The organism is Halomonas sp. 111, from assembly GCF_052379685.1.
Classification (GTDB): Bacteria; Pseudomonadota; Gammaproteobacteria; order Pseudomonadales; family Halomonadaceae; genus Vreelandella; species Vreelandella citrativorans.
Genome location: NZ_JBQSYV010000021.1, coordinates 1 through 13314, shown reverse-complemented (window position 1 = coordinate 13314; position 13314 = coordinate 1). Strand labels below are relative to the sequence as shown.

Here is a 13314-nt window from a genome sequence, read left to right as displayed (position 1 = left end):
AAACCATAGCTCATTGGGAGAAGAGGCACCATGAAAACATCAACGCAGGCGACAGCGCCTACCGTCTTGACACTGCGTGTTGAAGGCATGGACTGCGGCGGTTGTGAGCGCAAGGTTGTGTCGGCGCTAGAGCGGCTGGACGGCATTGAGGAAGTCACGGCAAGCTCCGTCACAGGATCGGTGAAGATTCACCAGCGCGATCATGGAGGCCCCTCGCAACAGACCATTGAGGGCATCCTGAACGAACTAGGCTATCAAGTGACTTCCCCTGCTGGCCAAACACGCGCATCTGGTGCTTCATCCTCTTGGTGGCAAACCGCTAAAGGGCGCTTGGTCATTATCACGGGAAATCTGCTGATCGTAGCCTTCGCGCTTCGTTTAGCATGGCCTGCGCTGGGTAATGTGCCGTTCATTCTGGCCACGCTGGTCGGCTTAATGCCCATTGCGCAGAGTGCCTGGGGCGCCCTCAAAATGCGCAACCCCTTTACCATCGAGATGCTGATGTGCATCGCTGCGGTTGGCGCATTGGCCATCAATGCTGCTGCTGAAGCTGCGATGGTCGTGTTCTTGTTCGCCGTAGGTGAGCTACTCGAAGGGGTAGCTGCGTCACGGGCGCGCCGCAGTATCTCAGCCTTGGCAAACTTAACACCCTCAACGGCGAGGCTGATGGACAACGGCCATCTGCGTGATGTCTCGGCGGAGTCACTTAAACCCGGTCAGCGTGTGCTGGTGCGGCCCGGTGATCGCGTACCCTGCGATGGACGCATCCTGGTGGGCACCTCCGACATTGACGAGTCGCCGGTAAACGGCGAGTCCATACCTCGTTCGCGAGCGCCTGGTGATGACATTTTTGCTGGCACAGTGAATCTTGATGCCGCCCTGGAGGTGGAGGTAACACGAGGCGCTGATGACAATACGATCGCACGCGTTATTCGTCTGGTTGAAGAAGCACAGGCCGCCAAGGCACCGATAGCACGCTTTATTGATCGTTTTGCGTATTACTATATGCCCGCCGTCGTCTTACTCGCCCTACTGATGGCGATAGTGCCACCGCTGGTATCGACCATGGCATGGTCGGAGTCGATTTACCGTGCGTTAGCATTGCTGTTAATCGCATGCCCCTGCGCGTTAGTCATTTCCACCCCTGCCGCCATCGCCGCCGGTCTCTCGGCGGGAGCTCGGCGCGGACTACTGATCAAAGGGGGAGCCGTTCTTGAACAGTTAGGTAAGCTTCGCTTGGTGGCATTAGATAAAACGGGCACCCTCACTGCGGGTACCCCAAGAGTCACAGATGTGGAGTCTTGGATTGCTGAGGAAGACGATAACAGCGTATTGCGGCTCGCCGCCGCAATAGAGCGGGATTCCAGTCACCCTATCGCCACGGCTATCGTTGAGCATGCCCGACAGTCGGGCATCAACCTCCCCACCGTCACCGGCGGCCGCGCTCTGGCGGGGCGCGGTGTTTCCGGCCAGGTGGAGGGTCGCGAGCTGAGCTTAATGACGCCTCGTCACCTTCACGAGAAAGTCATCCTTGAGGAAAGTCTCAGTGCTCGGATTGTCGCGTTAGAAGAAGCCGGTAAGAGCCTCGCTCTCCTCGTCGAAGGCGAGCGTTTACTGGGCTTGATCGCGGTTCGCGATGAGCCACGCGAAGATGCCATGGAAGGCCTAGCGGCGCTATCCCGTTTAGGCGTACAGGCGGTCATGCTCAGCGGTGATAATGCCCGCACCGTCGCTGCCACGGGGGGTCGCTTAGGCATTGAAGCGTACGGCGAACTAATGCCTGAAGACAAGGCAGCGTATGTTCGAGACTGGCAAGCGGCAGGCCGTGGCCCCATCGGTAAAGTAGGCGATGGCATCAACGATGCACCGGCACTCGCGGCAGCAGATGTGGGTATCGCGATGGGGGGTGGCACGGATGTGGCGTTGGAAACCGCCGATGCAGCCTTGCTCAAGAACCGCGTTACCGGCATCGCTGAGCTGATAGACCTCTCTCGTGCCACGCTGCGCAATGTGAAAACCAACGTTGTTCTCGCCCTTGGCTTAAAAGCCATTTTCCTAGTTACAACGGCGCTGGGTATTACCGGCATGTGGATTGCGGTGATGGCCGATACCGGTGCTACCGTCCTGGTGACGTTGAACGCCATGCGACTGCTGGGTTACCGCTTTTCGCCCAGTACCGCAATGACAGGCCTGTCACAAGGAAAAACAACGTCATGAGAACAGCGCCAAACGATAGCCCTTCACGTCGCTGGCCATGGTTCACATTAGCTTGCGTGATGGCTCTAGCCGATCAACTGGTCAAGGAAATTGTGCATGCCCAGATGTCGTTTGGCCAAGTCATTCCGCTAACGCCGTTTTTTAACTGGGTTTATACCGGGAACACAGGAGCCGCTTTCAGCTTTCTCGCAGAAGCAGGGGGTTGGCAGCGCTACCTCTTTCTTGGTTTAGCGTTGGTGGTGGTCGTCGTATTGGTTGTGCAGCTATGCAAACCCCTGTCGCGCTTGGAGGCCTGTGCGTACAGCCTGATTCTTGGCGGCGCGCTCGGTAATACTGTTGATCGCTTAGCGCGAGGGTACGTCGTCGACTATCTGGACATTTACTGGGGCGAATGGCATTGGCCCGCCTTTAACATGGCCGATATCGCGCTATTTGCCGGTGTATTGATGTTCGCGGTGGCGTTATGGCGTGAAAGTCCTGCTTTTAAGCGCTCTGAGTAACGCTATGGATGTGGTCGATAAAGATAAAGAATATACGCTTTTTGCTGGGCGCTCCTCACCAATAGTCGATTGCGTTGTAGCGCTCGCCGCTGGGGTGCTGACCACCTTGAGTGCCGCCCCCTTTTCCCTATGGTGGCTTGGCCCAGTGAGCGTGGCACTGGTCTATTGGAGAATAGCGTCGCTAACGCCCGCCATGGCCACCCTGCGTGGGTGGTGCTATGGGGTAGGCCTGTTCGGTTCAGGCACGTCGTGGGTCTTCGTTGCTATTCACGATTTCAGTGGCACCGGGGCCTTGGTGGCGATGCTCCTCACCACTCTTTTTGTCAGCGTCCTGGCGCTCTTCTTTGCAGTCCCCTTTGGGCTCTATCGACGCATCACGGGGCCACGGTTCGCCTTTCTTAGCTTTGCCGGTATGTGGGTGGTGAGCGAATGGCTACGCACTTGGATGCTCACCGGCTTTCCCTGGTTATTGCTGGGCACCTCTCAGATTGATTCTCCACTAGCCCCATGGGCGCCCGTTGGTGGTGTGTACTTGCTGTCACTCATGACCGCGCTGACAGGTACGTTAGGGGTAGAGGTACTGCGTCGCCGCTGGAGTTTCCTTGTCCCAATGGCCGCCTTGTGGATCGTTCCATTCCTATTGCCCGCCCAATGGACAACCCCGGCTGGCAAGCCCATCCGGGTGGCATTGCTGCAAGGGAATCTTGACCAGCGCATTAAGTGGACTGCCCAAGGGCAGCGCGAAGCGATCAGTATCTACACGACGATGACACGGGAGCAAGCAAGGGATATCGATCTCATCGTTTGGCCTGAGGCAGCCCTTCCCATGCTTGAGCAGGAAGCACAGCAAATACTTGAGCAAGTAGCGTCCGACCTGGGGCCTGACACCGCCTTGTTGACCGGCATTTTGCAACGCGACAGTGAAGGGCGCTCTTATAACAGCGTCATAGGGCTAAATGATGTGCAGGGCGAATACCAGAAGGCGCACTTGGTGCCCTTTGGCGAGTATTTGCCATTCCAAAGTCTCCTCGCTGGCACCCTTGCTTTTTTCGACTTGCCAGTACCTCGCCTGACCCCAGGGTCAGGCGAACAGGCTCCGTTACACGTGGCTGGAGCCACCATTGGCAATGCCATTTGTTACGAAATCATTTTTGCCGACCATGTCGCCCAACAGGCGCGTAATGCCGAGCTGCTATTAACGGTTTCCAACGATACGTGGTTTGGGCGCTCCATTGGCCCACACCAACATCTTCAAATGGCGCGTCTACGTGCCTTAGAAAATGGTCGTCACCTACTTCGAGCTACCAGTAATGGCGTGACGGCCATCATCGATTCACAAGGTCACGTCACAGCCCGTGCCCCACAGTTTGAACAGGCCAGTTTAACGGGCGAGGTGACCCCGATGCAGGGCCTAACTCCTTTCACACGCACCGGTAGTGGCCCCGCTTGGATACTCGCTGCGGTGCTGACACTGCTCGGGTTACAACTGAACTTATCTCGATCAAAAAACGACGCATTAGATGAAAAAGGAACCTAGCGATGCTCTTGGCAAAGAACGCAGCAATACTTAAGAGATTCCTCCCATGGCCAATGCAGATCGGCTTCATCGTGAGTGTGATGGTTTCGTTTCTGGCATGGCTCCCTGTCGCCATGGCGGCACAACCTTCCACTGCCCAGGAGACGGAATGGCCCAAGGGGCATTACCCGCTACCTGAGGAAGGCAATATTATCGGAGAGGCTGACACCTTCATCGTGAAGAATTACGAGGATACTCTGATTGATATTGCCAGACGTCACAACCTTGGCTACCAGGAGATTGTACGTGCTAACCCAGAGGTCAGTATTTGGGTGCCCGGAGTGGGTACTGAAGTAACCATTCCAGGACGCTTCATCCTGCCGAATGTCGAGCGTACTGGGGTCGTCATCAATATCGCCGAGCTGCGGCTTTACTACTACCCAGATGTCAAAACCGGTGAGACACCGCGCGTTGAGACCTATCCTATCGGCATCGGTCGCGAAGGGTTTGATACACCCCTTGGTGTGACCGAGACTACCATGAACATTAAAAACCCCGCATGGTACCCGCCTGAGTCGGTAAAACGTGAAGCGGAAGCACGCGGCGAAACCGCACCAAGCGTTGTACCGCCCGGCCCCGATAACCCGCTAGGAGACCATGCCATCATCCTAGGCTTCGATGGCTATTTGATTCACGGCACCAACCAGCCCGATGGCATTGGCATGCGCGCAAGCCGAGGTTGTATCCGCATGTTACCCAAAGACATCGAATCTATATTTGACCGCATTCCACCCGGCACCCAAGTCAACATCATCAATCAGCCGATCAAGATAGGTTGGGAAGGCGGTCAGCCGCTGATTCAAGCCTTTCCGCCGCTTGGAGAAGAAGAGCACAGTATGACCGCACTCACAGAGACCATGACACGCCTTAACCAATACAATGTCGATAACGTAAACCTCGATTACGAGCAGCTCAGCGATGTCCTGTCACTCTCTAACGGGCTTATAACCCCACTACATCCAAAGCAGGAACAGGAGCCACAGCGCCACAGCCCAGAAGAGAAGGCTATCAAGGGCATTTATGAAGACCTGGTTTTGACGTCATCTCAACGGTCATGACACGCCTTTTGGCACCCCGTTGAGCCCTGGCATATAGGTAGAGAGCCATAGCCCCGTCCAAACGGCGGGGCGACATTCGCCTACAGAGTCGCGGGGCCCTCCAAGTGACTGCGCGCTATCAGTGTCTTAGCACTCAATATCCAGAGGCAGCCAGTAGGTAACGCCACCCACTACCACCTGTATCCCGTCTGTCGTCCGCTCTACGGTCTGTTGTCGAAGCATTTTCTGCGTTAATTTTGTGTCATGGAAATACTCCATGGCAGCAACGATCCATGCCTCCCTCCAGGCCTCTCCTTGATCAGCACACCGGGCCATCGTCATCAGGGTGCGGGCTAGTGTTTCTTTTCGCCGCTTTCTTGCCCGTTTTACATCCACCCGAGGAGCCAACGTGGTGGCATGTTGGCGATTTAAGAAATTAGTAAACCCCGTGACCGAGGCTGCTTGTCCGGGCACCGCATGCAAATAGTTGTCCACATCGCCCTGTTGAGGCAGTCGCTGCCCCTCCCGGTCAGTAGCGAGTAGCAATGCGGCTGCCGCTCTTAGTGCAAGTCGTGCGGAGGTGTGGGACGTTTTGCCCGCCTCTATACGGGTTTCCAATTGCAGCCAATAGGCTTGCAGCACTTGGTCTGATAGCGAAGCGAACGGCATAGAACTGAGACACGCTTGAATACGTCTTTTCTCTGAGTCGATCCGCTTTGCTTGGTGATCCGGCTCTACCCCTTGCTCTTCATGCAACCATCGCATGGGAAGCCTCACACGCCGCAAGCCCTCCGCCCCGAAGTGATGAAGTAGCTCCGAATAGCTCGGTATCCGTGACCATGCCTGGTCGAGCTCAAGGAAGAACGAGAAGAAATGATTGATCTTGAGGGCAGCCTTATGCGGCCCAGTGATACGAATCAGCCATTCACCAAATTCCCCAAAGGCCTCACTTAACGCTTTGGTAGTGATACCGGCTTGGCCAATGGTGATGCGTTTACGGCATGTTCGCGTCCAATAGCAGGGCTCACAGGCATCACCTCGACCCGCTGGCATGGGATTACCACACGATGGGCAGGCAATTTCCCCTTGCTCATTACAGGCTTTGCACAACGCATCCCCGTTGGGTGCCACCACCAATAAACGATGTCGACGACATGCAGAACAGGTACCGTGGTCTGCTGTCGAACAGCGTGGACATAAGCGATGATCATGCCCCATACGCGCCACTCGGGTAAGACGTTGAGATGCTTTCCCACACGCCTCGCAGGGCTCTGGTTCTTTGAAATAGGGAGCGCAGGCGATACAGACAGGGCCGTAGGGAGTGACCTTGCCGATGTTGTAGTCTGAACTGGCTTTTCCACATCGTGCACACGGTTTGTCAACGTTGCACTGACGACAGACGGCGTCTGGGTCATTCTTAGGCAGACGGGCTAACTCACCACATCGTGGGCACATCCGCCGCTTAAACACACGAGCATAGCAAGTTGAACAGTAGCCGTGCCCTTTATGGCGTCGCCACAATTTGGAGACTTCTCGGCCACACTCATCGCAGTCGACCGTTTGGTGTTGATTCAAGAGGTTGGCTCCGCTTTCATTCTGCGTTTTAAACGCGCCCATGAGGCTCTAACAGCGCGTTCCGACATGGGGCGACAAGCCGGGGGAACACGGCGGCGATGCGGCCCATGAGGGTGGTGAGATAACCGTGATAGCAGCGGCAACAACACAACGGGGGGCGACCTTCGGGGATCATGAAGCGCGCTCGTTTTGACATTGCACGCGACCAGAACGCTGAACGTTTCTTCAAGGCCCATACTGAGCAAGCGTTCCAACGCTACCAATAAGGCACTACGCTCGCTGACAGCCAGCAGCTCAAACGCCAGGCCAGACACAGGCATTCGGCAATCCGTAACCGAAATGCCCAATGAAAGAAGCGCATCGGCCAGGGGTGACACAGGCCGCCGACTTGCACGCCGTATAACGCCAATAAAAAAGGCCACCATAGAAAACCAATCGGCGGGTGCGATAGAGGCCTGCCTAAACGTCACCTTATCCTGTTCTAACACACGATCAGCCATCACTTGAACACTGAACGCTTCAGGTAAAGGCGACGTGCATACCGCCTTTCTAAAATCGTTATGACACCGGCTGCATTGAGCTAAATGTTGATCTTCCGCTGTCAGGCGATGGGGCTCTATAGGGGCCTTGCATGCTGGGCACTCATCTACCAGCTGCACCCCATGAAAGCGGCACCCAGTGTGCCAAGCGAATCGCCAGTGCCGGCGCAAGTAGGGGGTTGAGTCCTCTGCCAAGCACAACGTGCATACCTGTTGTCCTCCATGGCGGGTTCGATTTCGGCTGCCGAGTGCCAACAACCAGGGCCAAGTCCGGGTTTCCGGTAACGAGTAACCGACCACTTTCTCACAATCGTCCCGCATCCCCGCTTTCTGAAACTTAGCGGAAGATATCCCCGAGGCATTCACTAATGGGCGCATTCTTGCGAGGGGTATTTCCCTATCAATGTCCCTCGTCCATATACGCCATGTTGGCCAAATAGCCCCGGTGAGCGACAAAGGATCACACCCCTGTCGCAACGCCGCCCGAACGAGCCATGATGAAAGGGACTCCTCAGGCAGCAGGGGCACACTCAGCGCCCAGGTCATTACAGCATCACTTCCCTAATGCCACGGGTGGGCCGCACCCATGATTTACTCTGAATAATTTTCTCATCGATGCACTCAGCTCCAGACAAAATAGCGGCATTTGCACACTCAATCAGCAGCCGGTGCAGGTCACCCAAATTACCGCCAGAAATCGCGTGGAGCTGGGTCGCCAATTGGGGCTCATGCAGTTGGGAAGGATGTTTGAGAGGTAATATCTTCTCAAAGCCAGCGAGCAGCTTCTGAAACTCCTGATTGAGCTCCCACTTTGGTAACGCGACCACATCAAAGCGACTCGCATGCTGTGGGTCTGAATGCAGCACACGCACAGCATCTTGCGTCCCCACACCAACGATGGGAATCATTAGCTCATTGCATAAAAGCTTAATGGCATTCATCGTTTCGCGCTGCTTAACAGCACCACCGGTTAACAGAGAGTGAAACTCATCGATGATCAGTAAGCGCGTATGGCAAGCACGCAGTTGATGAATCACCTGGTAGCGCAGCTTGGGAACAGGATCTGTAGGCCGGTAGGGAGCCCAGAAACTCTCTAGCACTGCGATATACAGACTTTTCTCATCGGCACTCGGGGGAGCCTGAGTGACAACAACAGGCTTCACGGGCTCTACGTCTTCATTCACGTAGCCTTCACCGTACTGCTTACGAAACCGTTGAACGATGGTTGTCTTTCCGTTGTTGGAGTCACCCACGAGCAAGAGGTTAGGCATACGAGGACGACTGGGCTTCTCCATCAACCCACGCATGACCTCAATGACACGATTGGCCAATGGATAGCCCAACCAGCGCGGTTGATCCATAAACTCCATTCGCTCTTTAGCGGACAGCCCCAAGACGTGACGAAGATCAGGATGAAGGTGTGTGCTCATGCTATGTCCCAGTTCACATCGATATCACCCGTTAAAAGACCGTCCCCTTGAGCGGGTGTCTCTTTAGGGGCCGCAGTTGAGGGCGCATGTAAAAGGGGATCTGCAGGCGTCACCTTCTTCTCATGCTCTTTACGTCGTTGTGCCTGACGGCGACTTCGCTTAGTACGTGCTTGCGACTCCTCCACATGGGTTCGCAGCTCACTAATAGCGCGTAGAATTTCAGTCTCATTGACCGAGTTTCTTCCTTCCTGCCGAAGGCGCGCTTTAGCTTGGGCATACTCCCAAACACTCATCGAGGGGAGGGCAAGATTGGCAAAGGGCACGCGAAAATAGTGCCCGAGCTCCGGGTCTTTGAACCAAATGACACTAATGTCGCGAGGGTCGCGCCGGAAAACAAAGGTGCGTTTCTTGTCTGGCATGTCTGGATCTTTGGCATTGATCCAAGGTCTTAGCGCTTCATCGTAATAGTTTATGCCATCGATGGTCACACCAAAGGTCTGGATCGTACGCTGAAAGCTGGGCAAAAAATCGAGCAATACAGAGAGCCTGTCAGCAGGCCTCGGCGCTAATCCCACTCCCTGCACATCCGCATTGCCAAACACACCAATTTCCCACTTTTTCATCGGCGACATACCAATCCCAGAATGAAGGCGCTGGTGGTAAACCTTGCAAATCAACGTCACCAGCCACTCTTCAAACTCGCTTTTCGTCATGGCCGCGTGCTTCTCTGGATCGTATCCCTCTTTCTCTTTAATGGAGGAGAAGGTCGTCCCAGGCAGGTTATGGATTTCCTTTAGAAGAGAGCCCAGTACCCGCTCAATGTGGCCACCATAACGAGGCTGCTTAACAGGCCGAAACTCAAGGTTGACCCCATAGGCTAGGCATGAGCGCCGAAACGTCTCAGAGCGAAAATCTGGGCCGTTATCGACATGAATCGTGGCGGGTGTGCCCCATACCGGCCACTCAGCCTCCACATTATGCAGTAGCAACCACTCATCTTTAGGAAGCATGGAGTGCGCCACACACATGCCGACAGATGTTTCAGAGGGCGGGTCAAACGACAAGTAATACCCCGTGACCATGCGAGTAAACACGTCCATGGCCAACGTAATCCATGGGCGACCAATCGGCTTGCGATACACGTCATCGACCAAAATAATATCGGCAGGCGTGTGGTCAATCTGCATAACGGCTAACGGATAGTCCGCATTGGGAAATTTTCCGGCAGCCGGCTGGAACTTGTTAATGGCTTTGTCTCTAAAACCATGGCCACGCAACCGGTCACGCTCTGGGATATCACGCAGACGAGCACGAACGGTACCAGGGCTCGGCGGGTCGATGCGCCGTTCATGGCAGCGCCGCATGACTTCCTGTACCGCTTTTTGTGCGGACGGACGCTGCAGCGTCAAATACACCTCTTTGATGACTTCCTGAATCACTGCCTCGGCATGCGCGGGAATACGCGACTTTCCCTTCTTCCACCCTGGCTTTTGAGGAATCAATGCGAGCACCGAGCCCGTCGCTTTATACCGCTTCAACCAACGGTAGATCGTAGCCGTATCAACCCCCGTTTGTTTCGCACGCTCCTCCGCTGCATCCCGCCCCACCGTATGGCGATCCACCAAGGGCTTAATGATGGAAAAGCGATGCTCGGCCTCCCGCCAATCGGCATCCCCAATCTCGGACATATCCTGCTCAGGGGATACGGACCCGCTATTGAGAGGCGCTAGTTCTTTGATGCGAAGCGGGCAACTACGCCCGGACTCAACGGCAATGCCAATGACTGTCTCAAAATCGAGCACCTGGGAAATTCGGTAAACGGTGCCATCTTTCTGAACCTGCTCACCCACCATAATCTGCAAGTGTTGGCGTGTTTGGGCGACGCCGTTATTGGGTTCAGTTGCGCTGCCACGATGGTTATTCATAATCGGGTACCCATACCTCCGATAGAGGACTGAAGGATTGGGCCATATCGCAATCTAACTGCCGAGTCGCCAGTAGATGCCATAAATGCGCAATCCCCTCTGCCCGGTAAATATCGCCCATAAAGTGCCGAGAAAGCAGGTAATCCAAGGTCGCCACCCCCATTTCCCTCACCGTGTTGAGGACTGCCTGGCTTTCGACAGAGGGAAACACCATCCGCTTGTAGCGCGCTAGGAAGGTAATGTTGTCCAAGGTCTTATCACGAATGCGGCTTTCATCATGAATGCGAAACGCCCAGCCCTCATTGTTGGCATGCCGTATCGCCGCCTTCCATTTAGGCGACCATTCACGCCAATGTGCTTGCCACTTTTCCCGTGGTTTGACCTCCACCAGGAGAGGTTTTGGGTAATCCCTGTAATGACGGTTACCGAGACGGTAATAAACCAAATAGTCAGGTGTGTAGGTGTAGCGCCTACCGGTCACGGGATGATGAAACGGGATCTCGCACGGCTGGGATATCACACCAAGGACGCTCACATCAAAGTCAGCCTTGATGAGGAAATCACGTTCGAGCGTCGACTCGAACGCAATAGACTCCTCCCCGCGAAAGGCATAGTAGCCAGACACACTTCGTCGGGTAGGGCCGATTTTACGAACGGATGTAGGCAGTGGCATGGGCAGTCGCACCAAATGTTGAATAAAACAAGACCTGTCGCATCAATTGCTATTAATTCTGTCGCACTCAATCCTGTACAGACTACCATAATAGCCCGATATTACGCCCTGAGGGTCGCACTAATTGCTGAAAATGACAGTGGCTCAAAACCCAAACCAGGAGAAATCTCGCTTGCCCATCACGGTGTGCTTTTTTTAGACGAGCTGCCGGAGTTCTCCCGCAACGTGCTAGAAGTTCTGCGCCAGCCACTGGAGACAGGCGAAATACATCTGGCCCGGGCCAGCCACGAACGCCGATACCCGGCTCAGTTTCAATTGGTAGCCGCTATGAATCCTTGCCCTTGCGGGCATTTGGGCGACCCACGCCAGCGTTGCCAATGCACCGCCAGCCAGATTCAGCGCTACCAAGCGCGGCTTTCCGGCCCGCTGTTGGATCGTATTGATCTACAGGTCGAAGTTCCCGCGCTACCGCCCGAACAACTCACCGCCCAGACCCAGGGCGAATCATCAGAAGCAGTGCGCGAGCGCGTGATGGCCGCAAGAGAGCGCCAAATGGCGCGCGGCGCACTCAACAGCCAGTTAAGCGGTAAAGTCCTGGAAGCCGCCTGCGCACTTGACGATGAGGAGCGCGCCTGGCTTGCCAGCGTTCTGGAAAAGCTCAAGCTCTCCGCCCGCGCCTACCACCGCGTGCTGCGCGTAGCACTGACGCTGGCTGACCTACAGGGCGAGCCCAAGCCCTCCCAACCGCACCTGATCGAGGCCATTGGCTATCGGCAGCTGGATAGGCTGTTGAAGGGTGCTTAATGAAGTGGCTGAGCAGCGTATATAGTTCTCTGAATTAGGCATTGCCTGTCAGGTCATCAAATTATAGGTATGTCATTGCTTACCTGGCAGCGAAAAATCCAGGCACTTCTTATCAATCAACGTTTCCAGTGCTACTACAACAGGGCTTTCAGAAGCGGTAACAAGGATAAGCGGGCAATTGGATGCAATATCTGCCAAGGGGACTGCGACTAAACTGGACGAAATTTCAGCCACACTCTTAGGCAGCACGGCTATGCCAATCCTGGCCATGGCGAAGCAAAGCATGCTTGAAATATCAGGCACCTCTAAAGCATTCGCCAATGATAGCCCGGCACTCTCTGACAAGCATTCGATCTGACGTCGAAGAAAGGTTTGCTGGGTGGCAGGTTGTAAAAGTAATCGCTCGTTACTTAGGTCTTTAAGAAAGAGTCGATGGGCTGGGGCAAGATGGTGGTCTGGATGGATGAGGACATAAAGTGGCTCTTCTCCCAAGAGATGTTTTCTCAAGCCCTTGGTAGCAGTTTCAGGTATATCTGCTCTTAAAACAGCCGCATCCAGATGGCCCGAACGCAGCGAGGAAAGGTGGTCAAGCGCATTTCCGTAATGAAGCTGAAGTGTAAGATGAGGCCTTTTTTCAAGCACTGTGGCCAGCGCTGAGGTAAACACTGGCGAAAAAATAGCGCTCGCGGAGTAACCTATGTGGAGAGAACCTGCTTCACCGGCATCAGCTTGTCGAACAAGGCTCAAGCTTTGCCTTGCCGATGATAAAAGATTAATCGCCTCTATCAAGAAAACCTCACCTGCACGCGTTAGCTGTACCCCATGCGTATTTCTTAAAAATAGCTTTACATCTAGCATCTCCTCTAAATTTTTTATTGTTTGACTTAGTGGCGACTGGGTTATGTGTAAACGCTCGGCCGCCCGCCTAAAGTTAAGCTCCTCTGCTACTGCAACAAAATAACGTAACTGTTTAAGCTCAAACATAAAACCACTCACCGTGAGATAAAAAAAGACATTCCATCTAAACAAAAACTTATA

At 54.6% G+C, this 13314-nt stretch carries 10 protein-coding genes and 1 pseudogene; 5 read left to right on the top strand and 6 right to left on the bottom strand.

The genetic code is table 11. The features are described from left to right. Positions 1 to 30: 30 nt before the first annotated feature. From ACT3T7_RS15050 to ACT3T7_RS15035, 4 genes are read left to right on the top strand one after another with little or no spacing between them, the layout of a single operon-like run. Positions 31 to 2217 (top strand): heavy metal translocating P-type ATPase, encoded by a 2187-nt coding sequence (locus tag ACT3T7_RS15050; protein ID WP_027965783.1) that lies wholly within the window; start codon positions 31 to 33, stop codon positions 2215 to 2217. Then, positions 2214 to 2717 (top strand): signal peptidase II, encoded by a 504-nt coding sequence (gene lspA / locus ACT3T7_RS15045; protein WP_016916426.1) that lies wholly within the window; start codon positions 2214 to 2216, stop codon positions 2715 to 2717. Before ACT3T7_RS15050 ends, lspA begins: the two co-directional genes overlap by 4 nt. Positions 2718 to 2721: 4 nt before the next feature. Next, positions 2722 to 4254, top strand: coding sequence for an apolipoprotein N-acyltransferase (lnt, locus tag ACT3T7_RS15040; RefSeq protein ID WP_016916425.1), 1533 nt, complete (start codon positions 2722 to 2724; stop codon positions 4252 to 4254). Between the two features lie 53 nt (positions 4255 to 4307). Continuing rightward, positions 4308 to 5351, top strand: coding sequence for a L,D-transpeptidase family protein (locus tag ACT3T7_RS15035; protein WP_016916424.1), 1044 nt, complete (start codon positions 4308 to 4310; stop codon positions 5349 to 5351). 126 nt (positions 5352 to 5477) lie between these two features. Here ACT3T7_RS15035 and ACT3T7_RS15030 read toward each other — a convergent pair whose 3' ends face one another. From ACT3T7_RS15030 to ACT3T7_RS15010, 5 genes are all read right to left on the bottom strand, one after another. After that, on the bottom strand, positions 5478 to 6548 hold the full coding sequence (locus ACT3T7_RS15030; protein ID WP_444631458.1) for a hypothetical protein: 1071 nt from the start codon (positions 6546 to 6548) through the stop codon (positions 5478 to 5480). A 353-nt stretch (positions 6549 to 6901) separates the two neighbouring features. Further along, positions 6902 to 7990: a TniQ family protein gene (locus ACT3T7_RS15025; protein ID WP_081139052.1), complete on the bottom strand. Its 1089-nt coding sequence runs from the start codon at positions 7988 to 7990 to the stop codon at positions 6902 to 6904. After that, positions 7990 to 8874: a TniB family NTP-binding protein gene (locus ACT3T7_RS15020; RefSeq protein ID WP_022521282.1), complete on the bottom strand. Its 885-nt coding sequence runs from the start codon at positions 8872 to 8874 to the stop codon at positions 7990 to 7992. Before ACT3T7_RS15020 ends, ACT3T7_RS15025 begins: the two co-directional genes overlap by 1 nt. Next, positions 8871 to 10799 carry a Mu transposase C-terminal domain-containing protein gene (locus tag ACT3T7_RS15015; protein WP_016916422.1) on the bottom strand — a complete coding sequence of 643 codons (1929 nt, stop codon included), beginning with the start codon at positions 10797 to 10799 and terminating at the stop codon, positions 8871 to 8873. The genes ACT3T7_RS15020 and ACT3T7_RS15015 overlap by 4 nt, the downstream gene beginning before the upstream one ends. Next, positions 10792 to 11472, bottom strand: coding sequence for a heteromeric transposase endonuclease subunit TnsA (locus tag ACT3T7_RS15010; protein WP_022521280.1), 681 nt, complete (start codon positions 11470 to 11472; stop codon positions 10792 to 10794). Before ACT3T7_RS15010 ends, ACT3T7_RS15015 begins: the two co-directional genes overlap by 8 nt. Before the next feature lie 141 nt (positions 11473 to 11613). On the opposite strand from ACT3T7_RS15010, the pseudogene ACT3T7_RS15005 reads away from it, so the two are divergent. After that, positions 11614 to 12276: pseudogene (locus tag ACT3T7_RS15005) on the top strand (ATP-binding protein); the annotation flags it as partial. Between the two features lie 72 nt (positions 12277 to 12348). Here the strand turns inward: ACT3T7_RS15005 and ACT3T7_RS15000 are convergent. Continuing rightward, a partial coding sequence (locus ACT3T7_RS15000) for a LysR family transcriptional regulator (protein ID WP_444631457.1) occupies positions 12349 to 13314 on the bottom strand: 966 nt, incomplete at its 5' end.

What these genes read in the sequence shown, in the direction of transcription:
- ACT3T7_RS15010 (WP_022521280.1), bottom strand. Translation starts at nt 11,472, where the DNA reads ATGCCACTGCCTACATCCGTTCGTAAAATCGGCCCTACCCGACGAAGT.
- ACT3T7_RS15015 (WP_016916422.1), bottom strand. Translation starts at nt 10,799, where the DNA reads ATGAATAACCATCGTGGCAGCGCAACTGAACCCAATAACGGCGTCGCC.
- ACT3T7_RS15025 (WP_081139052.1), bottom strand. Translation starts at nt 7,990, where the DNA reads ATGACCTGGGCGCTGAGTGTGCCCCTGCTGCCTGAGGAGTCCCTTTCA.
- ACT3T7_RS15030 (WP_444631458.1), bottom strand. Translation starts at nt 6,548, where the DNA reads ATGGGGCATGATCATCGCTTATGTCCACGCTGTTCGACAGCAGACCAC.
- lspA (WP_016916426.1), top strand. Translation starts at nt 2,214, where the DNA reads ATGAGAACAGCGCCAAACGATAGCCCTTCACGTCGCTGGCCATGGTTC.
- lnt (WP_016916425.1), top strand. Translation starts at nt 2,722, where the DNA reads ATGGATGTGGTCGATAAAGATAAAGAATATACGCTTTTTGCTGGGCGC.
- ACT3T7_RS15050 (WP_027965783.1), top strand. Translation starts at nt 31, where the DNA reads ATGAAAACATCAACGCAGGCGACAGCGCCTACCGTCTTGACACTGCGT.
- ACT3T7_RS15020 (WP_022521282.1), bottom strand. Translation starts at nt 8,874, where the DNA reads ATGAGCACACACCTTCATCCTGATCTTCGTCACGTCTTGGGGCTGTCC.
- ACT3T7_RS15035 (WP_016916424.1), top strand. Translation starts at nt 4,308, where the DNA reads ATGCAGATCGGCTTCATCGTGAGTGTGATGGTTTCGTTTCTGGCATGG.